26 protein-coding genes and 2 pseudogenes are annotated in these 23,959 nt (G+C 37.5%); 10 read left to right on the top strand and 18 right to left on the bottom strand.

The window, feature by feature from the left end:
• Positions 1 to 17: 17 nt before the first annotated feature.
• The gene (gene odhB, locus N4G44_RS10820; RefSeq protein WP_184159252.1) at positions 18 to 1,274 is read left to right on the top strand and encodes a 2-oxoglutarate dehydrogenase complex dihydrolipoyllysine-residue succinyltransferase; all 1,257 of its coding nucleotides are present in this window, start codon (positions 18 to 20) and stop codon (positions 1,272 to 1,274) included.
• 77 nt (positions 1,275 to 1,351) lie between these two features.
• A complete protein-coding gene (gene apaG / locus N4G44_RS10815; protein ID WP_040994780.1) occupies positions 1,352 to 1,741 on the top strand; it encodes a Co2+/Mg2+ efflux protein ApaG in 390 nt (129 codons plus the stop codon).
• A gap of 29 nt (positions 1,742 to 1,770) precedes the next feature.
• Here apaG and N4G44_RS10810 read toward each other — a convergent pair whose 3' ends face one another.
• The 3 genes from N4G44_RS10810 to N4G44_RS10800 all read right to left on the bottom strand — a co-directional run bounded on the left by N4G44_RS10810 (position 1,771) and on the right by N4G44_RS10800 (position 4,417).
• Complete coding sequence (locus N4G44_RS10810) at positions 1,771 to 2,328, bottom strand: 3'-5' exonuclease (RefSeq protein ID WP_048504335.1); 558 nt, start codon at positions 2,326 to 2,328, stop codon at positions 1,771 to 1,773.
• Positions 2,329 to 2,552: 224 nt separating this feature from the next.
• Positions 2,553 to 3,530: a glycosyltransferase family 2 protein gene (locus N4G44_RS10805; protein ID WP_474928325.1), complete on the bottom strand. Its 978-nt coding sequence runs from the start codon at positions 3,528 to 3,530 to the stop codon at positions 2,553 to 2,555.
• 2 nt (positions 3,531 to 3,532) lie between these two features.
• Positions 3,533 to 4,417 carry a lysophospholipid acyltransferase family protein gene (locus tag N4G44_RS10800; protein WP_474926700.1) on the bottom strand — a complete coding sequence of 295 codons (885 nt, stop codon included), beginning with the start codon at positions 4,415 to 4,417 and terminating at the stop codon, positions 3,533 to 3,535.
• Positions 4,418 to 4,497: 80 nt separating this feature from the next.
• Between N4G44_RS10800 and N4G44_RS10795 the strand changes: the two genes are divergently transcribed.
• Positions 4,498 to 5,070, top strand: coding sequence for a thioredoxin family protein (locus tag N4G44_RS10795; protein WP_474926699.1), 573 nt, complete (start codon positions 4,498 to 4,500; stop codon positions 5,068 to 5,070).
• 32 nt (positions 5,071 to 5,102) lie between these two features.
• Here N4G44_RS10795 and N4G44_RS10790 read toward each other — a convergent pair whose 3' ends face one another.
• The 6 genes from N4G44_RS10790 to N4G44_RS10765 form a co-directional block, all read right to left on the bottom strand.
• Positions 5,103 to 6,464 carry an aldehyde dehydrogenase gene (locus tag N4G44_RS10790; RefSeq protein ID WP_474926697.1) on the bottom strand — a complete coding sequence of 454 codons (1,362 nt, stop codon included), beginning with the start codon at positions 6,462 to 6,464 and terminating at the stop codon, positions 5,103 to 5,105.
• Positions 6,465 to 6,505: 41 nt separating this feature from the next.
• Positions 6,506 to 8,068, bottom strand: a complete 1,563-nt coding sequence (locus N4G44_RS10785; protein WP_474926696.1) for an MFS transporter — start codon at positions 8,066 to 8,068, stop codon at positions 6,506 to 6,508.
• 205 nt (positions 8,069 to 8,273) lie between these two features.
• A complete protein-coding gene (locus N4G44_RS10780) occupies positions 8,274 to 8,585 on the bottom strand; it encodes an HlyD family secretion protein (RefSeq protein ID WP_474926694.1) in 312 nt (103 codons plus the stop codon).
• Between the two features lie 17 nt (positions 8,586 to 8,602).
• Complete coding sequence (locus N4G44_RS10775; protein ID WP_474926692.1) at positions 8,603 to 9,319, bottom strand: HlyD family secretion protein; 717 nt, start codon at positions 9,317 to 9,319, stop codon at positions 8,603 to 8,605.
• A gap of 5 nt (positions 9,320 to 9,324) precedes the next feature.
• On the bottom strand, positions 9,325 to 10,212 hold the full coding sequence (locus tag N4G44_RS10770; protein WP_474926690.1) for a TolC family protein: 888 nt from the start codon (positions 10,210 to 10,212) through the stop codon (positions 9,325 to 9,327).
• A gap of 29 nt (positions 10,213 to 10,241) precedes the next feature.
• Complete coding sequence (locus N4G44_RS10765) at positions 10,242 to 10,655, bottom strand: hypothetical protein (RefSeq protein ID WP_474926689.1); 414 nt, start codon at positions 10,653 to 10,655, stop codon at positions 10,242 to 10,244.
• A gap of 143 nt (positions 10,656 to 10,798) precedes the next feature.
• On the opposite strand from N4G44_RS10765, the gene N4G44_RS10760 reads away from it, so the two are divergent.
• Positions 10,799 to 11,602, top strand: coding sequence for a helix-turn-helix domain-containing protein (locus tag N4G44_RS10760; RefSeq protein WP_474926688.1), 804 nt, complete (start codon positions 10,799 to 10,801; stop codon positions 11,600 to 11,602).
• A 259-nt stretch (positions 11,603 to 11,861) separates the two neighbouring features.
• Here the strand turns inward: N4G44_RS10760 and rplI are convergent.
• The 9 genes and pseudogenes from rplI to N4G44_RS10715 all read right to left on the bottom strand — a co-directional run bounded on the left by rplI (position 11,862) and on the right by N4G44_RS10715 (position 19,574).
• Positions 11,862 to 12,367, bottom strand: a pseudogene (rplI, locus tag N4G44_RS10755) (50S ribosomal protein L9).
• Between the two features lie 157 nt (positions 12,368 to 12,524).
• Positions 12,525 to 12,827 (bottom strand): 30S ribosomal protein S18, encoded by a 303-nt coding sequence (gene rpsR / locus N4G44_RS10750; protein WP_034706728.1) that lies wholly within the window; start codon positions 12,825 to 12,827, stop codon positions 12,525 to 12,527.
• Between the two features lie 31 nt (positions 12,828 to 12,858).
• Complete coding sequence (gene rpsF / locus N4G44_RS10745) at positions 12,859 to 13,200, bottom strand: 30S ribosomal protein S6 (protein WP_034706729.1); 342 nt, start codon at positions 13,198 to 13,200, stop codon at positions 12,859 to 12,861.
• A 234-nt stretch (positions 13,201 to 13,434) separates the two neighbouring features.
• Positions 13,435 to 14,786 (bottom strand): annotated as a pseudogene (locus tag N4G44_RS10740) (chloride channel protein).
• Positions 14,787 to 15,000: 214 nt separating this feature from the next.
• The gene (locus N4G44_RS10735; RefSeq protein ID WP_474926687.1) at positions 15,001 to 15,690 is read right to left on the bottom strand and encodes a hypothetical protein; all 690 of its coding nucleotides are present in this window, start codon (positions 15,688 to 15,690) and stop codon (positions 15,001 to 15,003) included.
• A complete protein-coding gene (locus tag N4G44_RS10730; protein WP_474926686.1) occupies positions 15,663 to 16,430 on the bottom strand; it encodes a serine hydrolase domain-containing protein in 768 nt (255 codons plus the stop codon). The genes N4G44_RS10735 and N4G44_RS10730 overlap by 28 nt, the downstream gene beginning before the upstream one ends.
• A 209-nt stretch (positions 16,431 to 16,639) precedes the next feature.
• Complete coding sequence (locus N4G44_RS10725) at positions 16,640 to 16,990, bottom strand: hypothetical protein (protein ID WP_474926684.1); 351 nt, start codon at positions 16,988 to 16,990, stop codon at positions 16,640 to 16,642.
• Positions 16,991 to 17,367: 377 nt separating this feature from the next.
• Positions 17,368 to 18,684 carry a dihydrolipoamide acetyltransferase family protein gene (locus tag N4G44_RS10720; protein WP_474926683.1) on the bottom strand — a complete coding sequence of 439 codons (1,317 nt, stop codon included), beginning with the start codon at positions 18,682 to 18,684 and terminating at the stop codon, positions 17,368 to 17,370.
• Between the two features lie 62 nt (positions 18,685 to 18,746).
• On the bottom strand, positions 18,747 to 19,574 hold the full coding sequence (locus N4G44_RS10715) for an SAM hydrolase/SAM-dependent halogenase family protein (protein WP_260544540.1): 828 nt from the start codon (positions 19,572 to 19,574) through the stop codon (positions 18,747 to 18,749).
• Between the two features lie 137 nt (positions 19,575 to 19,711).
• Between N4G44_RS10715 and N4G44_RS10710 the strand changes: the two genes are divergently transcribed.
• The 6 genes from N4G44_RS10710 (at position 19,712) to N4G44_RS10685 (ending at position 23,912) form a co-directional block, all read left to right on the top strand.
• Positions 19,712 to 20,668: a PhoH family protein gene (locus N4G44_RS10710; RefSeq protein WP_073059485.1), complete on the top strand. Its 957-nt coding sequence runs from the start codon at positions 19,712 to 19,714 to the stop codon at positions 20,666 to 20,668.
• Between the two features lie 123 nt (positions 20,669 to 20,791).
• Positions 20,792 to 21,046, top strand: a complete 255-nt coding sequence (locus N4G44_RS10705; RefSeq protein WP_474926680.1) for a hypothetical protein — start codon at positions 20,792 to 20,794, stop codon at positions 21,044 to 21,046.
• Positions 20,986 to 21,456, top strand: coding sequence for an outer membrane beta-barrel protein (locus N4G44_RS10700; RefSeq protein WP_474928324.1), 471 nt, complete (start codon positions 20,986 to 20,988; stop codon positions 21,454 to 21,456). The genes N4G44_RS10705 and N4G44_RS10700 overlap by 61 nt, the downstream gene beginning before the upstream one ends.
• Before the next feature lie 140 nt (positions 21,457 to 21,596).
• Positions 21,597 to 22,094, top strand: coding sequence for a hypothetical protein (locus tag N4G44_RS10695; protein ID WP_474926679.1), 498 nt, complete (start codon positions 21,597 to 21,599; stop codon positions 22,092 to 22,094).
• 419 nt (positions 22,095 to 22,513) lie between these two features.
• Complete coding sequence (locus N4G44_RS10690; RefSeq protein ID WP_474926678.1) at positions 22,514 to 23,176, top strand: outer membrane beta-barrel protein; 663 nt, start codon at positions 22,514 to 22,516, stop codon at positions 23,174 to 23,176.
• Between the two features lie 82 nt (positions 23,177 to 23,258).
• A complete protein-coding gene (locus tag N4G44_RS10685; RefSeq protein ID WP_474926676.1) occupies positions 23,259 to 23,912 on the top strand; it encodes a porin family protein in 654 nt (217 codons plus the stop codon).
• The last annotated feature ends 47 nt before the right edge of the window (positions 23,913 to 23,959 follow it).

The following is a 23,959-nucleotide window of genomic DNA, read 5'->3' as shown; positions in this document are numbered from 1 at the left end:
AATAAAAAATACTCAATATGTCAGTTTTAGAAATGAAAGTTCCTTCACCGGGAGAATCCATTACAGAAGTTGAAATTGCAACTTGGCTTGTGAAAGATGGTGATTATGTAGAAAAAGATCAGCCCATCGCAGAAGTAGACTCAGATAAAGCAACTCTTGAATTACCTGCAGAACAAAGCGGTGTGATTACATTAAAAGCAGAAGAGGGTGATGTAGTGCAGGTTGGCCAGGTAGTTTGTTTAATTGATATGGATGCTGCCAAGCCTGAAGGTGCAAGCGCTCCGGCTGCTGAAGCTCCAAAACAGGAGGAAGCTCCGAAAGCTGCTGAACCGGCTAAACAGGAAGCTCCAAAACCGGCTGCTCCCGTAGCTGCTCCGCAAACTTATGCAACAGGAGCTCCATCTCCAGCTGCTAAAAAGATTCTTGACGAGAAAGGTATTGAAGCCGGACAGGTTTCAGGAAGCGGAAGAGACGGAAGAATCACTAAGACTGATGCAGAATTGGCTGCCGTTCCTGCTTTAGGAGGAAGCCCTTCCACAGCAACAGGTGCACGTACTACTACAACCACTAAACTTTCAGTTCTAAGAAGAAAAATCGCTTCAAGATTGGTTTCTGTAAAGAACGAAACAGCGATGTTAACGACTTTCAACGAAGTTGATATGTCTGAAATCTTCAGATTAAGAAAGCAATATAAAGAAGAATTTGCTCAAAAGCACGGAGTTGGACTTGGTTTCATGTCTTTCTTTACAAAAGCTGTAACAAGAGCATTACAGATGTATCCGGATGTAAATGCATCTATTGACGGAGATTTCAAAGTAAATTATGACTTCTGTGATATTTCAATTGCCGTTTCAGGTCCTAAAGGATTAATGGTTCCGGTATTGAGAAATGCTGAAAACATGTCTTTCGCAGGAGTTGAGGCTAATATCAAAGACCTTGCTACCAAAGTAAGAGACGGGAAAATTACAGTTGACGAAATGACCGGAGGTACATTTACCATTACAAACGGTGGTACTTTCGGATCTATGATGTCTACACCAATCATTAACCCACCACAGTCTGCAATCTTAGGAATGCACAACATTATCCAGAGACCGGTAGCGGTTGACGGACAGGTGGTAATCAGACCAATGATGTATGTAGCGATGTCTTATGACCACAGAATTATCGATGGTAAAGAATCTGTAGGGTTCCTTGTAGCGGTAAAAGAAGGTATCGACAATCCTGTTGAAATACTAATGGGAGGTGACGAAAGAAAAGGTCTTGGATTATAAAATTTAAGAAATTCTAATATTAACACAATCTCGCCCCAAAAAGGCGAGATTTTTGTATCTCTTAAGAAAATACTAAGATGATGTTCTCAAAAATGACTTCCAATATCAAAGTTTCAGTAATACCTGAATATGATAGTAAAAACAGTTATCCATCTGAAAACCGTTACGTCTTCAAGTATAATATTACGATAGAAAATGACGGCAGCTTTCCCATTAAAGTACTTAAAAGAAAATGGCTGATTTTCGACGTAGGTTTTGGATACACAGAGATTATAGGAGATGGGGTGATAGGATTGACACCAGAGATTCCCATAAGCGAAAATTTCGCTTATTTCTCCAATGTAATGCTTCGGTCCGGAGTAGGAAATATGAGCGGGAAATACCTTGTTAAAAACATGGATACCCAGGAAACCTTCGAAATTGAAATTCCAAAGTTCAACCTGCTTTCTGAAGTTTTAAGTAATTAAGAAATCCTACAAACAGAATTTGTAGCTTATTACAGTTTTTTGATATACTTATTGAGAAAAGAACCATGGATCTCTTCATTTTCTGTCATGATCAATTTTTCAAAAGCCAGAAGTGAAATTTTTGCACAGGCTTCTGCATCATCCCCGGCACGGTGGTGGTTCAGGCTTATCTGGTGATGTTCCGCTAAATGTTTCAATCCATATTTCGGAAGATAATTCCATGATTTTTTAGCCAGCTGAATGCTGCAGAGATAATTCAGTTTTGGGGTAAACATGCCGTAATGCTCGAAACAGCCTCTTAAAACACCTGCATCAAAGCTTGCATTATGGGCAATCATCAGGGTTCCATACATCATTTCTTCGGCTTCGTACCAGATTTCATCAAAAGTAGGTGCGTCTTTCACATCTTCCGGGGTTATCCCGTGAACTCCAATATTAAACCTGCTGAAATAGGGAAAGCTGGGTGGTTTGATCAGCCAGGTTTTCGTTTCCACAATTTTGGAATCCTGAACAATACAAATACCCATTTCACAAGCCGAGCTTTTTTCGTGAGTGGCGGTTTCAAAGTCTATTGCGCAAAAATCCATTTTTAATTGTGATAATTTAAATTAAATAAAGTTTAGATGTAAGTTATGAAATTTTTATGAGATCAGCTTTATTTATGGTCAAACTACCCCGTCTTTTTGCTTTGCAAAAATCCACCCCTTCAGAGAAGGGGAATTAAAGGCATTCTTAGAAAATTTATAGTTAAAATTAAACCTGGACATATTTATAATCTCGTATCTCCCATCACGAAACCCGAATCCCGCAACTACTTGCCACCTAAAAAGTGCTTAAAAATCAGCCATTTCGATTGATAGAACTCAGATTTCTGATGCTTCTGACGCAGTTTCCATGTTTGCGGCAGCTGTCCGTAAAACCCAAAATGAGCCCTTACAACAGCCCACAAGTGTGGGAATCCATTTTTAAGTCCGAAATAAATTCCGGCAATTCCATCTAAGCATAGTCTGAAAAATATGAGCCAGACAAGCTTCGGGAATGGCAGGTTTTTCAGCATCATGGAGAGATTGTTCCTGATGTTCAGGTAAGTTTTCTGTGCACTTTGCTTATTCAGGGTTCCACCGCCTACATGATATACTTTTGATCTGCCTGTGTAGAAAATTTTCTTTCCAGAGTTGATCAGCCGCCAGCAAAGATCAATTTCTTCCTGATGGGCAAAAAATCTTTCATCAAAGCCGTTCTGTTCCCAAAAATCCTTTGAACGGATAAAGAAACAGCAGCCGGAAGCCCAGAAAATTTCTGTTTCGTCATCATATTGCCCCTTATCCTCTTCCAGATCATCAAATATTCGTCCGCGGCAGTAAGGATAGCCCAGATTGTCGATGAGACCTCCGGCTGCGCCTGCAAACTCAAATTGTTTTTTATTGTTAAAGGATAATATTTTAGGCTGTATGGCTGAGATCGAAGAATCTTTTTGAAATAGATCCAATATAGGATTTATCCAGTTTTCGGTCACTTCCACATCTGAATTGAGAAGACAGTAATATTCTTTTTTTATTTCTTTTAAACCTTCATTATATCCGCCTGCAAAACCATAGTTTTTATTGTTTCTGACGATTTTTACCGTAGGAAAATGAGTCTGTACAAAGAGGATAGAATCATCGGTTGAAAGGTTGTCTATTATGTAAATATCTGCATCCTGGGAAAAGCTGACCACACTTGGAAGAAATTTTTCAAGCCAGTTTTTACCATTCCAGTTTAAGATGACAACTGCTAAATTGTTCGGCATCATTATATTTTTTCAGCATCAAACGTTTTAATGGAATCCTGGTACTTCCACTTTCTGTGGGACCAGAGATAATTATCAGGATGCTTGTTTAAGGTATTTTCCAGCAGCTGATGAAATTTTCTGACCACTTCATGTTCTGCAAACTTTTCACCTTCGGGATAGATCCTGTGATAATTTACCTGATAATAGCCGCGTTTTACTTTTTTCATTTCGCAGTAGATGAAAGCAAGGTCCATTCTGGTAGCAAGCTTATCATAGCCGATGAAAGCGGGTGTTCTCTGGTGAAGGAATTCCAAGCCGTAATTCACATTGGCAACGTGCGGTGTCTGGTCTGCCACAAACATATAGGCGGATTCACCATCGCTTTTGGACCTGAAGATATTCATGATTACTTCATTGGCCTCAAGTGCTTCATTCCCGAATTTGTTTCTTACTTTTTTCATCTGGTTTTCCCAGAAATCGCTGTTTACCTTTCTGTAGACCGGATGGCAGTGTTTCTGTGGGATAATTCTCGCAAGGGCGTTGATCCACTCCCAGTTAAAGACATGTCCGGCAAGCATAATCACATTTTTACCTTCTGCTTTAGCTTCGTGGAAGACTTCCTGATTGATATGCTGCATTCTTACCCTTGATTCTGTCTCGGAAATACTGAAAGATTTAATGGTTTCTACAAGATAATCGGAAAAATTAAGATAGAATTTCTTTCTGATGGCCCTGATTTCTTCTTCTGTTTTTTCAGGAAAAGAATTTCTGAGATTCTGGGTGATCACCTTTTTCCGGTAGCCTACCAGATAATAGTTTAAGAAAAACATAACGTCCGAAAAAATATACAATACTTTGAGCGGAAGCTTGGAAATGAAATATAATATTTTGATCAGGAAATTCATAAAACATGCAAATTTAGTGATAATAAAATTATGGTTCTATTTTTGCTTGCGATAAGTATTATTTTTTTTATTTTTATGTTATGAAAAAATTGTCGATCATAGCCTTTCTTGGATTAAGCATCCTTGCTTTTTCTCAGGAAAAAACAAATACACCGGAAGTAAGAAAGCAGGATAATGCTCTTCTGGTAAAAGCTGATCAAGCAGAATTGGATGCTAAAAAGAAAGCAGCAGAGGAAAAAGCCAAACTGCCCAAACCTTATGATCCGAAAGCGAATGCTGAAGCTGATATTAATAAACTGATTGCCCAGGCTAAAAAAGAAGGGAAGAATATCATGATCCAGGCCGGTGGAAACTGGTGTATCTGGTGTCTACGTTTTAATAACTTTGTTCAGAATACTCCTGAACTGAAGGAAGCGGTAGATAAAAACTATGTATATTATCACCTGAATTATTCACCGGATAATAAGAATGAAAAAGTTTTCTCCAAATATGTAGATATTAAGGAAAAGCTGGGTTATCCTTTTTTCATAGTTCTGGATAAAAACGGCAAAATAGTTCATGTTTTAAAAGACAGTTCGGTTCTTGAAGAAGGAAAAGGATACAGTAAGGAAAAAGTACAGGAGTTTTTTAACGAATGGGCTCCTAAATCATAAAAAAAACCGGGAAATTTTCCCGGTTTTTTTATTTACAGTAACTTCCTGATCCAGCTTAGTTTTTTATCTGAATAAGGCGGATATTTGATGTCAGGCTCGCCCCAGGTTGATTTTTCCAGGATAGATTTCTGATGCGAAAAGGCTTCAAAACCATAAGATCCGTGGTAACTGCCAATACCTGAATTTCCAACTCCGCCAAAAGGCAGACGGTGGTTACCTAAATGCATAATGACGTCATTGATGCAGCCTCCTCCAAACGATAATTTTGCCGTGAAAATCTCTTTTTCTTCAGAATTCCGGGTAAAAAGATAGGCGGCAAGGGGTTTTTCCAGTTCAAGAATAGTATTGATGGCCAGATTGAAGTTGGTAAAACTGATGACGGGAAGTATCGGGCCGAAGATTTCTTCCTGCATGATTTCATCCTCCCAGTTTACATTATTCAGCAGGGTAGGTTCTATAAACAGTTTCCTTTCGTCAGAATTTCCGCCAAAATAAACTTTATCCTTGTTAATAAGCTTTACCAGCCGGTCGAAATTTTTGCGGTTTATGATTCTAGTATAAGAGTTAGCTTCCGGTCCGTATTTGAATTCTATAATATATTTTCTCAACATTTCGAGGAACTGTTCGCGGACAGGTTCCTCAACCAAAAGATAATCAGGGGCAACACAGGTTTGCCCGGCATTGAGAAACTTTCCCCATACAATTCGTTTGGCAGCAACTTCCAGATCGGCATCTTTGGTAACAATAGCAGGTGATTTTCCACCTAATTCAAGAACTACAGGCGTTAAATTTTCTGCTGCAGCCTGATAAATGATTTTTCCAACCTTGGTACTTCCGGTGAAGAATATTTTATCGAATTTCAGTTTCAAAAGCTCTGTAGTCTCATGGATACCGCCTTCATATACATACAGATATTCCGGAGGAAAGTTTTCATTAATGAGTCTGGCCATCAGTTTCATTGTATTTTCTGCAATTTCACTTGGCTTCAAAATACAGCAGTTCCCCGCTGCAAGGGCTGCAATGACAGGAGAAAATGATAGTTGGTAAGGATAATTCCAGGCGCCTATGACAAGAACATTACCCAAAGGTTCTGTATGAATTCTGCTTTTTCCCAGTTGATTGGCCAGATTGGTTCTGACTTTTCTTGGCTTTGAAAGTGAGTTTAAATTCTTCAGATAATAATCAATATCATTCAGGATAAAGGAAATTTCCGTGGTAAATGTATCAAATCTTGACTTGCCAAAATCTCTGTCAATGGCTTCATACAAATGTTCCTCGTTATTGATAACGATATTTTTAAGTTTCTCAAGATACATTTTCCTGAACTTAATACTCTTCGTCTGTTGCGTTTTAAAAAAATCTTTCTGATGATTTACGATTTCCTGAATATTCATACGAGCAAATTTCAGAAACTACAGCAAATTTTCGGCCTAAATTACATGATATTTCTTATCGCAATTTTCACAGGATGATACAGCAATAAAGCAAATGCTGTAACTAAAGCCAGCCAGAACAATCCTGTAAAAATCTCCATATTGGAAAGAAGGATCGATTGTGCTGTTATTTTTGCTTTAAAAGCTCCGGCAGTCAGAGATAAAGATTCATTCACAGGGAGTCTGGAAAACTGAGCTCCGAATACCTGGTTCCACTGGCTGTAGAAGACAGGATTGGTATCTGTCAGATTAAAGCTTAATGTATCAGAATGTTTTAACGTTAAAAACAGCATCAGATTCTGCATTAATGCATATCCGATCGCAGTGGTCCAGAAACGGGTTGTAGTTCCTAAGGCTGTTGCATTGGAAACATATTCATCAGGCATTCCGGAAATTAAAAAGAAAACCAAAGGGGTAAACAGTAATCCCTGTGCGATTCCCTGCAGAAATAAAGGAGGACAGATCGTTGAAAGGGTAGTGTCCGGATAGAAGGTATAGGTAAACCACGCACAATCTATCGCCAGCAGCAGAAACCCGGTAAAGAAAACGATTCTGGAAGAAATGCCACGCATCAGGCAGATTCCGGATAAAATAATACCGATAAGCGTTCCCGCCACATTCCAGTATTGAATATTCACAATATAATCCCACGGCCATTTCCAGACTGTTGCCATAACACTGTAAACATTATTCAGCCCGGACCGGATCAGATAGAAAATGAAAAATAAAATCATTCCGGCGACAACATTTTTTGAACTGAAAACTTCGAAATGAAAGAGAGGTCTTTTGGAATTCCTCTGCTTAAGCATAAACAAACCTCCTGAAAGCAGAAATATAAAAAAGCACATCACTATGGTATCCGATTGAAACCACATCAGTCTTTTTCCATAAATAATAGCATATCCCCCTGACTGAAGACAGGCCCATAAGAGGAACCAGCTCGTGATATCCAGCTGATAAAGCGGCATTTTCGGAAAAAATCTGTTGGTATTGAACAGGGCAACTCCAATAATCAGGACAAAGACATGAAAATAAACCATCATCAGGATCATATGCTGAAAATCATAATTTTCAATGCTTGATTTCAGCAAAGAAGTGGTAACGGTTCCACCTGTCAGCATAATAGTATACATGAAAAGGTAGGCGATTACCTTGGCATGCCTGGTTTTCAGTTCAGCAATGATCAGCGGGAGAAAAATAGCCCCTTCCAGAAGACCGAAAATACCCTCCAGGAAACGGATGACCAGAATAACCTGATAGTTATTGGTGACGGACAGGATATACAGAATAATTACGGAAATGGAAGACATCAGCAGGACATAATATTTCACGCTGAAATAAGCCATAAACCGTTGTAAAACCAGCAGGGTAACTACAAATGTTCCGTACATCAGGATCATTAGATACTGGATGTCGTCCGAATCTACATCCATAAAAGAAGAGGTGAAGGCACTGTTGGAATGCAGCAGCGACAACAACATCAGGTGGGGAAACAATGCCAGCACCAAAAGCGGCAGCTTAAGCCATTGCGGGACCCATTTATGATAAACTGTATTATGTTGCATGGTTGTTGATGCGATGATTAGTTGATTTGATGATTAGTTGATGTGATGATGTGATGATTAGTTTGATTTGATGATTTGATGATTTTGGGATTTATTACTATGATGATCTGTTTTAATATCTGTTATCTTTCACATTAGCACATTAGCACATTAGCACATTAACACATTAACACATTAATACATCATCAAATCATCACATTACCCATCATATTTTTTTCGCGCTTACCAGAACATTCATCCCGGATAGCAGCTTTTCATTGTTTTGATTCTTATCAAGAATAATTTTTACCGGAAATCTCTGCTCAATTTTAACAAAGTTTCCTGTGGCATTATCAGGCTTAACCAAAGAAAACTGGGAGCCAGACGCCGGCGATACCGAAACTACCTTTCCTTTGAATTCAATATCCGGATAGGCATCTGCAGTGATCGTTACCTCCTGATGGGTATCAATCTGCCCGAGCTGGGTTTCTTTGTAATTGGCAATGATCCATTTTTCTTTACTTACGATCTGTACCAATGCCTGGCCTTCTTTAATCAGCTGTCCTTCCTGAATGGTTTTTTGCCAACCCAGCCGTCGTATGGGGCTGTAATAACCGTATAGGAAAGGAAAAGTCTGGCATTGTTCAGATTGGCGGAGCTTTGCTGGATCTGGCTTTTGACCGGAGCTACTTTAGTCTGCTGCTCGTTGGCACCGGCTCTTACGGCATTTTTTTGTTGTTCCAGTGCTAAAAGATTGGCTTTTGCCTGCTCGTAGGAAGCTTTTACATTTTCAAATTGCTGTTCGGTGGCAGCATCTTCTGCAACCAGGTTTTTATACCGGTTAAAATCCTGCTCTGTTTTCCAGATATCAATTTTTGCGGAAGCTATTTTGGCATCGATAATTTTAGAATCGCTTTCTTTTGTATTGACACCGCTTTCAATGGTTGTGATATTTTCAGCATTGGCATGAAGGCCGGCTTCAGCCATTTTTACCTGGTTGATAAACTCTCTGTTGTCGATCACAATCAAGGTATCACCTTTGTGCACGAATTGGTTTTCTTCAAAACGAATGGTTTTAATAAATCCTGAAACCTTGCTTGAAACCGGGGTAATGTACTGCTCAATCTGGGCATCATTTGTAGTCACATTTTTTCTTGAGAAAATATAAAAGCTTACCATCCCTGTAATTCCGCTGATGATCAGGATCCAGGCCAGCAGGGTAATGGTTTTGTTGATTCTTTTTTCCTTTTGTGTCAGTTGTTTCTTTGCCATAGTTTTTATAAGTTTCCAATCGTGTACTGGAGTTGATAGTATTTTAGTTGTCGGTTAATTTTTACGGAGATAAGGTTGGATTCAGCTTCCAGATAAGCATTATCTGCATCGATAAGCTCTGTAATCAGGCTTAATTTATTCGCATATTTGGTTTTTACAATACGGTAGTTTTCTTTGGCCTGGCCGATGGCTTCTTCAGCAATCTTTACTTTCTGATCCGTTTCTTCAAACTTTTTGTAAGCTTCATAGACGTTATGTCTTATTTTTTCGTCGTTTTCCTCGATCTGTAATTTGGCCAGATGAATATTTTCCCGGGCTTCCTGCATTCTGTATTTGTTTTTATACAGGTTTTCGATAGGATAGGTAAGATTTACCCCCAGCATTCCCAGACGGTAGGCATAAGGTTCGGGAGGAAAAAACATCATGTTTGGGTACTTGATGAAATATTCCCCGCCTGCCGTAATCTTAGGTAAATAATTCGCTTTTACAATTTTCTGATCCAGTTCTTTCAGCGAAAGATTTTTATGGGACATTTCTACAGATTCGTTTTTGTTTAAAGCTGTTTCTGTGAGTTCTTCAATATAAGGAATCGTGGTTTTGTCGGAAATAAGGTTTTCTGTATCTACGTGCATTTCCTGATTTTCCGGTAAGGAAAGAATAGTTTTAAGCTTATGTTCCGCGATCTGGATATCATTATCAAGTTCTGTCCAGCTCATCGTGTGGTTGGAAAGCTGTAAAGACGTTCTCAGGACTTCATTTACCGTTACGACTCCGTTGGCTTTTAAACTTTTTACCTGTTTGATATTGATGGAATCTTCTTTCATTTTATCATTAATAAGGCTTTGCTGCTCTTTTAAATGATGAATCTGAAGAAAGGCCGTAATGATCTCCATTTTAAGCTGTCTTTCGTCCAGATGGGTTCTTAATGCCGAGATCTCGGTGTCAATAGATGCTTTTTTTCTGTGTTCCTGATTTTTCCGCCCATGTACACCGGAATGGATGCTGAAAGCGTAAAATCATACATCCCGTTAATGACATCATATCTGGTGGCTTTATTGAAAAAGCCATTTTGATGCTGAAAGAGATTCGTCACCTGGTTATAGCTGGTGTGAAATTCTATATCCGGAAGTTTTTCCATCGCAAGGTCTTTTTCCCTGGTGGCGGACATTTCCTTTTTCAGATGGCTTATCTGTATATTCTTATTGTTTTTCAGACCGGTCTCAATTGCCTGCTGAAGGCTGAGATGCTGGTAATCGATCATTTGTGAATGTAAAAAACAGCCGGCCAGCAGCAGGCACAACGTCATGCACTGATACCGGCATGCGTTAAATATCATATTCATAATTTAATTAAAGGATTTTTGCTAGATTGATTTTGATTCAGCAAAGTTACGGAGTCCCCTGTAGGACATGATTTGTGAAAACAGAAAAAGATTTGCTCATTTGCGCCAATTCAAAAAAATCTTTATACCTTTATATAATGAATGACAGCCATTTTAAAGCAGTAGAAGAAGAGGATGCAGAGTTTTACATCTACAATGTGCTCACCGGGAATGTAACTACAGATATTCATCATCACAGTTCTGCTCAGTTAGTGTATGCAGAGGGCGGAATAGTCCATGTTTTTACAGACCTCAAACACTGGTATCTTCCTGCGCGATGCTTTATGTGGATTCCTGCAGGAACGCCGCATTATATTTTTTCGACCAGTCCCAAAGTGGATCTTTATAATTTCTATTTTAAAAAAGAAGAAAATGAAAATGGCTTTTTTGATGAAATTAATATCTATTCAGTGAGCCATTTACTAAGAGAGATGATTTTGTATACCAAAGGCTGGGATGGGAAAATCACAAAAAATGACGGAGCAAAATACTATTTCCTCAAAGCTCTGAAAGGAATTCTTCCTGAGAAAAGAGATAAAAAACTGGCTTTTCCGGTTCAACATCCGTTTCCTAAAGACGAAACCCTGTTAAAGATTGCAAAATACATTCACGCTAACCTGGAAAAGCCTCTTACGATTGAATCTACGGCGAAAGAATTCGGGATGAGCACCAGAACCCTCTCCCGGAAATTTAAAGAGATTCTGGGGATGAATTACGTCCGTTTTCTCCGTGCTTTAAGAATTACCCGTTCTCTTGAACTCATGCTGGAGGGAAAGTACAATATGTACGAAATAGCCATGATGGTGGGATACAACAGCCTGTCCTCGTTCAGTAATATTTTTAAGAAGGTTATTGGGGTACCGCCTACGGAGTATCAGCAGAAGCTGAGAGGGGATAGATAAGCTGTGTTGGAGGGTTGGAAAGTAGGAGAGTTTTGGGTTCTTGATATACTGCAAGCTAACGATTTCTTAGGTAATTATAAAGAATACATGTCGACCCCCAATTCCCCTTCTCTGAAGGGGTGGATTTTTGCAGAGCAAAAAGACGGGGTAGTTAAAAATACTCTCAAACCTTACCATTTCATTTTACAGAAAATGAAGCACAAAAAAACCACTTCAAACGAAGTGGTTTATATTTCGAGAAAATTCTCAGTTTAGCTTATTAAGCTTCTTCTTCAGATTTTACTTCCTCTTTTTTAGCAGCTGGAGCAGCTACTACAGGAGCGTCAGATACAATATCGAATTCATAGTTGTATTCAACATTTCTGTGAAGTCTGATAAGAGCTGTGAATTTACCAGTTCTCTTGATTGTGTTACCAGGAATTTTGATATATTTTTTCTCTACAGAAACACCAGCTTTTCCTAAAGCTTCAGCAAGATCAGCATTGTTGATAGATCCGAATAATTTATCACCAGAACCTACTTTTGCAGGGATAGTAATAGATGTTTTCTTCAATTGCTCAACTACACCGTTAGCTGTAGCGATTAATTTAGCTTCTTCTTCTTTTCTAGCCTCTAAAGTAGCTTCTAAAGCTGCTTTGTTTTTAGGAGTAGCTAAAAGTGCAAATCCTTGAGGGATTAGGAAGTTTCTTGCATAACCAGGCTTTACGCTTACTGTATCAAACTCAAGTCCTAAGTTTTCTACGTCTTTTTTAGGATGATATCCATTGTTGTTGTCCTTTTTTTAGATGTTAGAAGTTAGATATTAAATGTTAGACTTAAAGTCTTGTTTCTAATATCTGAAATCTAAAATCAAGTTAGAATTAATTATTTTATTCAGCAACAAAAGAAGAGGTTGCGCTCTTCTCTTATTTATTTTTTTGTCTTATTTCAATAAGTCAGCTACGTAAGGTAGTAAAGAAAGGTGTCTTGCTCTTTTGATAGCAGCAGAAACTTTTCTTTGGTATTTTAAAGAAGTTCCAGTGTATCTTCTTGGTAAGATTTTACCTTGCTCGTTTACGAACTGTAATAAGAAATCAGCATCTTTGTAGTCAACGTGCTTAATTCCGTATTTTTTGAATCTACAATATTTCTTTTCAGATTTAGTATTGATATCAAGTGGAGTAAGGAATTTTACTTCAGATTCTCCTCCAGCTGAGGCTTGTTTAGCCATTTCGTCTATTGCCATGTCTTGTCTTTTTTAAAAATAGGGTTAATAATTAAGCTCTAGCTGCTTTGATTTTAGTTCTTCTAGTTACAGCATACTCAACAGCGTGCTTGTCAAGTTTTGTAGTCAGGTAACGGATTACTCTTTCGTCACGTTTGAATGCCAATTCTAAATCAGCAACTACAGTACCTTCACCTTTAAACTCGATTAAAGTGTAGAATCCGTTCTTTTTCAATTGGATCGGATAAGCTAGTTTTTTTAATCCCCAGTTTTCTTTGGCAACGATTTCACAGTTCTTTTCTTTTAAAAGATCTTCAAATTTTTTCACTGCTTCCTCTACCTGAGCATCAGATAGAACGGGAGTTAAAATGAAAACAGTTTCGTAATTGTTCATAATGTTAAATGAATTTGTTAATTATTTCGAGGTGCAAAATTAGAAAATATATTTATAATATGCAATACTGAAAGTGAAATTGTTTCGGGATGCGGGTTTCGGGATTTAATTTAAAGTTCCGGGTTCAAGGTTTAATGTTTTAGGTTCAAAGCATTTTATTAAAGTTAAAAACAACAACAACCTAACTAGCAAACAGCAACTGAAACCCCGAACCCCAAAACTCAAAACCCGCATCTACTCCTTCCCCCTGATCTCTGTCAGGAAGTTCACTTTAATTACATCATATAAAGAATGTCTGCTTACCAGAATAGAGGCAAGGGAAGAGACCATCCCGGCCAGCATCAGATGAAAGATAAGAGAATGCCTGTCGGTCATTTCAAGCACGATAATGGCAGATGTAAACGGTGCCCTGGTGATTCCGGTAAGAAAGGCAACCATTCCTCCGAGGATGACAACGTTCGTTTCGTTCGGGGATAAATGAATGGCTCCTGAGATCACAGAACCTATGCTGGCTCCTGCTGTAAGGGCCGGGGCAAAGATTCCACCTGCGCCACCCGATGTAAAAGAAAGAGCGGGACCAAGCATTCTTAAAACAGGGACGTACCATTCTTCATGTTTATCCTGGGTAAAAAGAACCCTTTCCATAATTTCTTTTCCTGAGCCCAGAATTTCACGGTTGATAAAGTAAGCAACAGAGGCAATGAACAAAGCACAAAGTATGAGGAAAAGGATATTGGCTCTGTCGGTTTTTAGTTTTCTTTTTTCCAGTCATTCATTTTAAGCATCATGACGGAAAGCTGGCTGGCCAGAATTCCTGCAATTCCCGCTACAAGAATAATGGGAAACATCACCATCAGAGAAACATCATTGGTTTTCGGATATCCTAAATATAAATAAGATCCTGCTAAAGTCTGAGCGGTTAGCCCTGCAATGATCACAGCAGTAAATAGGGCCGTTTTAAAATAATTGATGTGGGTTTTGGAAAGTTCTTCCACCGCAAATACAATTCCTCCCAAAGGGGTATTAAATGCAGCTGCAAGTCCCGCCGCTGCGCCTGTCATAATCATGTTTTTCTTGGAGATCTTCGGCCACCAGTGGGGCAGATACTCATTCACTTTTCTGAAAACCGATCCGGCGATCTGGATGGTAGGGCCTTCTCGTCCCACAGCTCCGCCACCGATGACCAGAACTACGGATGAAATGATTTTAAAAATAATAATCTTTAAGCTAAGAAGACTTCTGATTTTGGTATGTTCCTTTGGATTGGCCAGTTCTACGGCCGCCATTACCTGCGGAATACCACTGCCTTTAGCATTCGGGGCAAATTCCTTTACCAGCCACCAGGAAAGGACAAAGCCTATCGGAGCAATGATAAAGATCATCCAGGCGTGCCAGTTCATGATGAAATTCAACAGGTGTTCTCCCCATGCGAATATCTTGGCATACATCACGGCAAAAAATCCTGTGATGACAGAACCTATCCAGAAAGGAATAGCCTGCAGCAGATTATTTTTCAGCTGTTCGTTGCGGATGTTATCGAAAGACTTTTTAAGGCCTTTTTGGATGAGGAAGAGGATTTTCAGCATTTTGTATTTTTGTGGTGTGAATTTACAGCTAAATGATCAATGATATAATTTGTTTTTTAATTTAGACAAATTGCTTTAAAAACTTATCTTAAATTCAATTTCAATCTTTTAAACAGTTTCGTTTTAAACATAAAATTATTACTCAAATTTTCAAATAAAAAAATCCCAACTTTCGCGGGATTGATTTTATTGAACGATTGGTTTTTAAATCGTATTAATTCTTCGTTTTTAAATTCTGTATTTTATTAATCATATTTGAAGCATTAGTGTTGTCAGGATTTAACTCTAAAGATTTTTTATAATTTTCCAGAGCCAGGGTGTAATTTTTAATTGAAAAATAACCTTCACCCAAGCTATCAAAAGCATTGGCTGACTGAGGTTTTTCTTTAACATTTAATGCAAAAACCTTTATAGCTTCGTTAGCCCTTGAATTTCTGAGTAAAATATATCCGATATTATTTAATGTACCTTCAAAATCCCATTTTGGATCTTTTGCTTTGATCTTGTAGTAATTTTTTTCAGCATCAGGATTGTCCGGTTTAGCGAATTCAGCAATAATGGATTCTTCTGCCAGCAGATAATTATCGGTTAAATTTTTATCCATAATCGCTGCAAGATGATTAATCATGTGATATTGCGCAGGGAAAAAATTATATCCGTTTGACATCATGATGATTGCCATATTATTTTGTGGAAAAATCCTGTAAGCGCTGACATTTCCACCAGAAAAACCATAAGACGGAATATTATTCGTTTTATTGATTTCCCAGCCATACGCAAAAACATCTTTTTTGTTTCCATACTCAAATGGCTGCCACATCATGTCTTTCGTTCCCTGATTAAGAAAATCATTTTTACTCAAATGGCTGCACCATTTTAAAAAAGCGGGCAGGGTAATGGCCAATCCATTTCCCGGGTATGCCTTTTTCCTTCGACATCTGCAGACTTTTCATATTTTTTTGTTTCCGGATTGTAATTATACTTTACAATACGATTGGGAATTTTTTCAAGAGCATTTGAAGAAAAAACCACCTGGTTTTTAGCATCATAAAATTGACTGTTCAAAATGAAATCCCCGAAAGATTGCCCGGTGATTTTCTCAATAATCATCGAAAGGAGCATATAATTCGTTTGATTATATCTGAATTCATTTCCCGTTTTAAAATCCATCTTTTCTTTACTCAAACGCTCAATAGTCCTAGAACCGGAATATTCAGGTAAAATATCACTAAAAGTAATAAAATCCGGCATTCCTGAAGAATGGGTCAGGAGGTTCTTTACCTTAATATTTTGCCAGTCTTCCGGAAGGTTTTCAACATATTTTGAAACATTGTCTTCTAAAGATAATTTGCCCTGTTCGATCAGCTGGAAAATGCCGACATTGGTCATTAATTTTGAAGTAGAATAGATCCTGAACATTGAATCAGGGCCTACCTTTTTCTGATCTTCCAGGTTTTCTGCACCGTAATATTGCTCAAAAATTACTTTGTTATCCTTTATAATGCCAATAGCTAAGCCAGGAATTTGATTTGTTTTAATGGCTTCTTTTGCATAATTATCAATTAATTTGAACGGATTGGTTTGTTGTGAAAAAGTGAAGACAGAAATATTTAAAGCTAAAGCAGTCAGAAGAATTTGTTTCATATTTTAGGATTGGTGTTTGTTATAAAACAGTTAATGAGATATTCTATTACATCGTTAGTTCGTATTTGTTATAAAATGTTACAGATTTTTGAAGTGATTAAAGAAATTTCAACGTCAGTTTTAAATTATTATTGAGAGAATCTTCCATATTTGTCACTAAATAAAAAGCTTCCCTTTTGAGGAAGCTTTTATATTCATGTTGATATTGATTAAAACTGAGGGTTGAACACCGTAATATATCCTATACAATAAAGAACCAGCATAGCTGCAGTAAATATCAAATTGGTATTCCTGAGAATGTATTTTTTGTTGATATGCAGGATGAACGATTCAATAAGAATACAGACAAGCCATAATGCATGAAATCCAAACATAAATATCAGGTAACCTAAAACATCCCAGCCGTTGGCATTAAGTATTACTATAATAAAACCAATGGTACCGGCTATTAATATTCCAAGACGGATAAGAATATGTTTTACTATATCCGGTTTCTCTTTTGAAACCAATATTTTTTCATCTTCTTTGATCTCGAAAAGTTCTCTTAATTCCTGATCCATTATCGCTGTTTTTGATAAAGCTTAATAAAGAAAGGCAAGATGCCGACATAGCCCAGAAGACTTATTACACCACAAATACGGTATACGTACATGATATCATTAATGTTGAAAAATCCTATGATAAATTCGATAAAATAGGTGGCTATGATGATGCATAGTGAAATAATTGCAATTAAAGTTACTTCTTTCATATTTTAAGATGGGTTGTGATGTTTATTTAAGATTATTGTGTTTTATGGTTAGTTTCGTAATTGACTCAAATGTACAGATAATCTTTTAATAGAAAAAAACCTCCGAAAAAATCGAAGGTTTTGTATTGTAAGATGTTTTGATAAGCTCTATCTATTTTTTAATGGTCACTTATCAGTCATCCTATATTAAATTTCTGTATTCAGATCCCAGTTCTGAAGATAATCGTGAACATGCTTCAGCATCATTCCTCCTAAAGATCCGTCTACTACTCTGTGGTCATAAGAGTGAGACATGAACATCAGCTGGCGGATAGCAATGACATCTCCGTCTTTGGTTTCAAGAACTGCAGGCTTCTTAACGATCGCTCCGATTGCTAAAATAGCTACCTGAGGCTGAGGAATAATAGGCGTACCCATCAGGTTTCCAAAACTTCCTACGTTGGAGATCGTATAAGTAGCTCCCTGAGTGTCTTCAGGTCTTAATTTCTTGTTTCTTGCTCTGTAAGCCAAATCGTTAATGGCTTTTGCCAAACCTGAAAGTGACAGCTGGTCAGCATTCTTGATGACAGGAACGATAAGGTTTCCATCAGGTAAAGCAGTTGCCATACCGATATTGATATTTTTCTTTTTGATGATATTCTCTCCGCTGATGGAAACATTGATCATTGGGAAATCCTGGATAGCTTTCACTACAGCCTTCACGAAAATCGGCATGAAAGTCAGTTTTTCTCCTTCACGTTTCTCAAAAATATCTTTATGCTTATTTCTCCATTTTACAACATTGGTAACGTCTGTTTCAATGAAAGAAGTAACATGAGGAGCAATCTGTTTTGCTTTTACCATGTTTTCAGCAATGATTTTTCTCATTCTGTCCATTGGAATGATCTCATCACCTGCTGCTACAGGAACTGTGGAAACCGGAGCTGAAGCCACAGCCTGTGGTGCTGCCGGAGCTGCAGTTTGTACAGGGGCTGTCTGCTGAGCCGGCTGATTTCCTCTGTTGGAAACGTAGCCTAATATATCTTCTTTTGTAATTCTTCCTTCTAAACCACTTCCTTTAATTGTCTTAAGCTCAGATTCGGAAATGTTTTCCTGCTGTGCAATTGATTTTACAAGTGGCGACAGGTAAAGGTCACCTGAAAATTCTACATGGGAAGGAGTGGCCTGTAACGGCTGCTCGATAGTTTTTAAAGTTTCCGGATCAGGAGTGGCTGCCGGAGCTTCTGTTGTTACTTCTTCTGAAGCTGTATTTCCGCCTTCTCCTTCAATTTCTAAAATAGCAATGGCTTCACCAACTTTAGCAACTTCGTCCTTCTGTTTCAGGATTTTTACAATTTTCCCCGAAACTGGTGTCGGAACGTCTGAATCTACCTTATCTGTTGCAATTTCTACTACGGAATCATCCTCTTTTACATTATCACCTTCATTGAATAACCAAGTGATAATTGTCGCTTCCATAACACCTTCTCCCATGGAAGGAAGCAATAATTTGTATTCTGCCATTTTTAATTTTTAGATTTTGACAAATATATAAAAAAATCGGTTTTTTTATGAAATATATAATTTTAGACAAATTCAACGTAGATATTCTCGCCTACATTGAGTCCAAACAGGCTTTTTGCCCCGTTTTTTTTACTCCCTTTATAGATCGTTAGCTCCAAAAGCTGACTGTCATTGAAGATTGCTGCCGATTGCCCGTGAAATTCCGTTTCCCTGTCCCAGTCCGAAACCACTTCCGTATGGCTGGAATATACCCTTGAAAGTGTTAAATTTCTGAATTTTATGGTGAAACCTTCATTTCCTTTACCACTGCTTTCGAAGAAATCTTTGCTGATATTTGAGATTATATTTCCGAAATTATCAATATACGTTACTTCACCAATGATCATTTTTTCAGATTCATTGAAGACCGGCTTAGGGAACAGGAGCTGTTTGGAGGTGTCTATTTTCCTTCCGATCACTTCAGGAAGCCCGCCATTCGCCAGATGTACTGCTGCAGGCACAAAAACATCAGTGGAAGTGAAATTGATCACATCATCGAAGCGGTTGTTTAAGGTAATTTCGTATATGGCTTCCGGCTTTATGTCAAAAAAGATAAGACTTAAAAGTCCGTTGTCTGCTGCTAAAAAATAAGAACCGTCTGCCTTGTACAGGATATTTTTTCTCGATCTGTTGTAAAAACTGTCTACAGAAAGAATATGAATGGTTCCTTTTGGAAAATATTTGTAGGCATTCCGTACTATGTATGAAGTCTGTATGAGGTTGAAAGCCTGTATATCATGGCTAATATCAATAATATTAACCTTAGGATTTAGAGACAGGATTTTGCCTTTTACAGCTGCAACTCTGTAATCTAAATTTCCGAAATCCGAAGTAAGGGTAATAATCGACATGGATTGTGATAGAATAAATAGTGTTTCCTGCAAAGTTATTTAAAATATAAAGAAAGCCCCAAAAGATTGTAGAAAAGAATTGATATAAATTTGAAAAAAAGCTTTAATTTTAAAATCTAATAAAAATAAAATACTGCATGTTTGAATTGACATATGATTTGGAGGACATCGATGTAAAGACCTTCTATGGCGTTAATAACCAATATTTCAACTTATTAAAATCAAGCTTTCCTACGCTTAAGATCACTGGAAGAGACCATTTTATCTTTGCAATGGGCAATCAGGAAGCTTTGGATATATTAAAACAAAAACTGGATAACCTTGTAAAATTTATCTCTGAAAATAATTCTATCGCTTTAAAGGATGTTGAAAATGTTCTGAATATCAAGGATGAGAATGAAAAACAATTGATTTTTGATCAGGATATTATTGTAAAAGGCGTTAATGGAAAGATCATCAAAGCGAAGACTACCAATCTTAAAAAGCTGGTAAAAGAGACCGAGAAAAAGGATATGGTTTTTGCCATCGGGCCTGCGGGAACCGGAAAAACCTATACCAGTGTGGCATTGGCAGCAAGAGCTTTGAGAGATAAGCAGGTAAAAAGAATTATCCTGACCAGGCCCGCTGTAGAAGCAGGGGAGAGCCTTGGGTTCCTGCCGGGAGACCTGAAAGAAAAGCTGGATCCGTATTTGCAGCCGTTATATGACGCATTAAGGGATATGATTCCTCATGAGAAGCTGGAAGGATTTATGGAGAAAAAAGTAATTGAAGTGGCTCCGCTGGCTTTTATGAGAGGACGTACACTGGATGATGCCTTTGTAATTCTGGATGAAGCCCAGAATACGACTCATGCCCAAATGAAGATGTTCCTGACAAGGATGGGGATGAATGCTAAATTCATCATCACCGGAGACCCTACCCAAATCGATTTGCCGCCGAAACAGCAATCCGGATTGAAGGAAGCTATGAGAATCCTCAGAGACGTTAAAGAAATTGGTTTTGTCCATCTTACAGAAGAAGATGTTGTAAGGCATCCTGTGGTGAAAAAGATTATTCTGGCCTACAATGAAGAAGATAAAAGGCTGAAAGATTAATTTACCTGAATTTGTTGTTGTTAAATTTTTGCATTTATCGTTGATTATTTGTGATAATATTTTAGCCACTATTTGGTGTTTTAAAAAAAGCTTAGTTTTGCCACCGAATACTAAAAAATAATCATGAAAAAATTTTTACTGATTGCAGCAGCGGCTGTAGTTGGCGCTAATCTGAGCGCTCAAGAAACAAGATTTGGAGCTAAAGCTGGTTACTCACTTTCAACTTTAAAATTTAAAGACAACGGAAATTCTGAAAACACAGATCCTTCACACACTTTCTATGTAGGTGCTTTGGTAGAGCATAAACTAAGTGATAAATTTGCTCTTCAGGGGAGGTTTTATACTCGCCGCTGGGAGGTAAAATCACTGAAAGAGTAGAGGATGAGGATGAAGCAGGTACATTCTTTAATATTAAGAATAAGACCACTTTCGGAACTATTTTGATTCCTGTTTCTGCTAAATACTTTATTACTGAAGGTTTATCAGTTTCTGCCGGAGCAAGTTTCGGACTTATCATTTCTGCAAAAACAAAAACGGTAGCAGATCTTGGTTTGGGAATGATTCCTGGATTCGAAATTTCTGCAGATGATGAGAGAGACATTAAAGACCAGGTGAATACTCTAAATATTGCTCCTTTCCTAGGTGCTGAGTATGCTTTGGAAAACGGTTTGTTTTTTGACGCCAGATACAACATGGGAGTTTCTAACTTAGCTAAAGATTCCGGAGACGGGAAACTGACTAACAGCTTCTTTCAGGTAGGTGTTGGCTTCAAATTCGGAGGAAACTAATCTTTCAGAACTTGTAAAAATAGGAAGCGGGCCAAATTTTGGCCCGCTTCTTTTAGTTGTGGATGAACCTCTGCTGTTAATTTTAAGTTAATAATAAAAATAATTAGTAATTTTGTGGCATCAATCAAACTATTTAAAAAATGAAAAAGTTATTTTTACTAGGTGCTTTTGCGCTGCTGGGCGGTGCTGCACAGGCGCAGGAAGGTTTTAAACTGGGTGGTCATATCGGTGTTCCGGTAGGAGATGCCAGCGATGCCTCTTCATTTACATTAGGAGTAGATGCTGCTTATATGTGGAATATTACAAAAGGGCTTGACCTTGGGGTAGCAACAGGATATTCTCATTTCTTTGGAAAAGATCATTTCGATGATTTTGGATTTATTCCTGTAGCGGTTTCCGGAAAATATAAATTTTCTGGAGCACCTATCTTTGTAGGATTAGACCTTGGATACGGAATTTCTGTAAAAGATGGGGTAGACGGTGGTTTCTACGCACAACCTAAGTTTGGTTACCAGATGGCTACAGGTGAGCTTTATTTAGGGTATCAGACGATCAGCAACAAACGTGACTACGGTTGGTATAGAGCCAACTGGAACGTAGGTGCTATTAATCTAGGATACAATTTCTTCATTAAATAAGAAAAAGTAGAAAATAATTCAGAACTCCGGCTTTTAAGCCGGAGTTTTTATTTATATATATTGAAGTATATTTTGGGTAAAAGAAAAAACTGTCTTTAAAATATAAAAATTGGCTTAATATTAAGACTAATGTGTTAAATATTAACGGCTTAACGTCTTAATTATTGATGTTTATTGCGAAAAAGCATGTGATTTAAAGAAAATTGAAAAATTAAAAAAATTAACTATATCAGCCTCCGATTAGTAAATTGTAATGTTTTTATTCATAAAATTGTGAAAAAATCAAAACACTACTATTATTACGTTTTATTCCTGTAAAAAGCCAATATTGATCAATGATATTAATCACATTAACAAATTTTAATATTAGCAATACCCACTGTAAATTTGCCCTCAGAAAGTATTAAAATTTTTTAAAAATGAAAAAATTATTATTAGCGGGTGCTGTTGCACTTTTTGGTTTATCTAATGCACAGATCGCAAAAGGTACTGCATATCTTTCAGGACAAGTTGGTTATTCTCAGGAAGAAAACAATAACAATGATACTAAAGTGGAAAGCTTCAGAATCGTTCCAACTGCTGGTTATTTTGTAGGTACTAACCTTGCTGTAGGTTTAGGAGTAGGTTATGCAAGTGATAAAGTAACTAAAACTACAACCGGATCAATTGCGGGAGGTAGCTTTGTTTCTGAAACTAAAAGTACTCAATCTGCATTTGTTGTTGCTCCTTTCGTAAGAAAATATTGGACTTTAGCTGATAAATTATATATCTTCGGTCAATTGGAAGTTCCAATGGAATTCGGACAAATTAAAGACGAAGCTACTACAACTACTACATTAGGATCAACTACGAATACTGCATCTACTTCTGACAAAGCTAACTACACTTCAATCGGTGTAAACGTTAAGCCAGGTTTAGATTATTTCTTAAACAAAAACTGGAGCATTGAAGCTACTATCGGTGAATTTGGATACAACACTTCTAAATTAGACGTTGATGGAGCTAAGAGCGTAAACAACTACAAGTTCGGATTAAACTTATCTTCTGTAACTTTCGGAGTTAAATATGTATTTGCTAAGTAATTAACAAAGCATTTGTAAACATAGAAGCCCTAATTATTTTAGGGCTTTTTTTATCTTTAAAAACAATTTTAAATCAATAACCATGAAAAAAATCTTATTGGCATCGGCACTTGCTTTTTGTGCAGGAATGAATGCGCAAACAAAATTCGGTGTAAAAGCAGGCTATGCTTTATCAAAACTGAACTCAAATGACGATCTTGATGCATTTGAAGGCGTAAGCGGAGGATTAAAATCCAAATCAGGCTTCTACGTAGGGGCTTTGGTAGAGCATCAGTTCAACAATAAATTTGCTGTACAGGGAGAAGTTCAGTATGCAAATCTGGGTGGAAAGGTTGAAGTTTCAACAATGGGAATTACGGTTACAGAAAAGTTCAATTTCAACAGAATTGTAATTCCTGTAACGGCAAGATATTATGCTACTCCTGAACTTGGAGTGTATGCAGGACCTTTTGTAAGCTTCAGAACAAACACGAAAGTAAATATTGACGTATCAGGAGGAATGGCCAATCAACAAGCCATCAGTGAAGGCGAACAATTCCTTGAAAAGAATTTTGATGATAATCTTAAGTCTTCTGAATTCGGCTTGGTTTTAGGGGCTGATTATAATGTATACAAAGGATTATTTGTAGATGCCCGCTACAGCTTCGGACTAACGAATATGATCAAACATCCTGTAAACGACGAAAAACTGAAAATGAATTTCTTCCAGATCGGATTAGGATATAAATTCAAATAAAAAAATAAAAAACTCTCAGAAATTTCTGAGAGTTTTTTTTATGTCTT

Source organism: Chryseobacterium sp. GTID13, from assembly GCF_056172655.1.
Note: the sequence above shows the minus strand (reverse complement) of the source record. Positions and strands in the feature narration are given on the sequence as shown.

Bases quoted from the DNA above. Each gene is read 5' to 3' on its own strand.
- odhB (WP_184159252.1), top strand. From the start codon at position 18: ATGTCAGTTTTAGAAATGAAAGTTCCTTCACCGGGAGAATCCATTACA.
- apaG (WP_040994780.1), top strand. From the start codon at position 1,352: ATGATGTTCTCAAAAATGACTTCCAATATCAAAGTTTCAGTAATACCT.
- N4G44_RS10810 (WP_048504335.1), bottom strand. From the start codon at position 2,328: ATGGATTTTTGCGCAATAGACTTTGAAACCGCCACTCACGAAAAAAGC.
- N4G44_RS10805 (WP_474928325.1), bottom strand. From the start codon at position 3,530: ATGCCGAACAATTTAGCAGTTGTCATCTTAAACTGGAATGGTAAAAAC.
- N4G44_RS10800 (WP_474926700.1), bottom strand. From the start codon at position 4,417: ATGAATTTCCTGATCAAAATATTATATTTCATTTCCAAGCTTCCGCTC.
- N4G44_RS10795 (WP_474926699.1), top strand. From the start codon at position 4,498: ATGAAAAAATTGTCGATCATAGCCTTTCTTGGATTAAGCATCCTTGCT.
- N4G44_RS10790 (WP_474926697.1), bottom strand. From the start codon at position 6,464: ATGAATATTCAGGAAATCGTAAATCATCAGAAAGATTTTTTTAAAACG.
- N4G44_RS10785 (WP_474926696.1), bottom strand. From the start codon at position 8,068: ATGCAACATAATACAGTTTATCATAAATGGGTCCCGCAATGGCTTAAG.
- N4G44_RS10775 (WP_474926692.1), bottom strand. From the start codon at position 9,319: ATGGCAAAGAAACAACTGACACAAAAGGAAAAAAGAATCAACAAAACC.
- N4G44_RS10770 (WP_474926690.1), bottom strand. From the start codon at position 10,212: ATGGAGATCATTACGGCCTTTCTTCAGATTCATCATTTAAAAGAGCAG.
- N4G44_RS10765 (WP_474926689.1), bottom strand. From the start codon at position 10,655: ATGATATTTAACGCATGCCGGTATCAGTGCATGACGTTGTGCCTGCTG.
- N4G44_RS10760 (WP_474926688.1), top strand. From the start codon at position 10,799: ATGAATGACAGCCATTTTAAAGCAGTAGAAGAAGAGGATGCAGAGTTT.
- rpsR (WP_034706728.1), bottom strand. From the start codon at position 12,827: ATGGCAATAGACGAAATGGCTAAACAAGCCTCAGCTGGAGGAGAATCT.
- rpsF (WP_034706729.1), bottom strand. From the start codon at position 13,200: ATGAACAATTACGAAACTGTTTTCATTTTAACTCCCGTTCTATCTGAT.
- N4G44_RS10730 (WP_474926686.1), bottom strand. From the start codon at position 16,430: ATGAAACAAATTCTTCTGACTGCTTTAGCTTTAAATATTTCTGTCTTC.
- N4G44_RS10725 (WP_474926684.1), bottom strand. From the start codon at position 16,990: ATGGATCAGGAATTAAGAGAACTTTTCGAGATCAAAGAAGATGAAAAA.
- N4G44_RS10720 (WP_474926683.1), bottom strand. From the start codon at position 18,684: ATGGCAGAATACAAATTATTGCTTCCTTCCATGGGAGAAGGTGTTATG.
- N4G44_RS10715 (WP_260544540.1), bottom strand. From the start codon at position 19,574: ATGTCGATTATTACCCTTACTTCGGATTTCGGAAATTTAGATTACAGA.
- N4G44_RS10710 (WP_073059485.1), top strand. From the start codon at position 19,712: ATGTTTGAATTGACATATGATTTGGAGGACATCGATGTAAAGACCTTC.
- N4G44_RS10705 (WP_474926680.1), top strand. From the start codon at position 20,792: ATGAAAAAATTTTTACTGATTGCAGCAGCGGCTGTAGTTGGCGCTAAT.
- N4G44_RS10695 (WP_474926679.1), top strand. From the start codon at position 21,597: ATGAAAAAGTTATTTTTACTAGGTGCTTTTGCGCTGCTGGGCGGTGCT.
- N4G44_RS10690 (WP_474926678.1), top strand. From the start codon at position 22,514: ATGAAAAAATTATTATTAGCGGGTGCTGTTGCACTTTTTGGTTTATCT.
- N4G44_RS10685 (WP_474926676.1), top strand. From the start codon at position 23,259: ATGAAAAAAATCTTATTGGCATCGGCACTTGCTTTTTGTGCAGGAATG.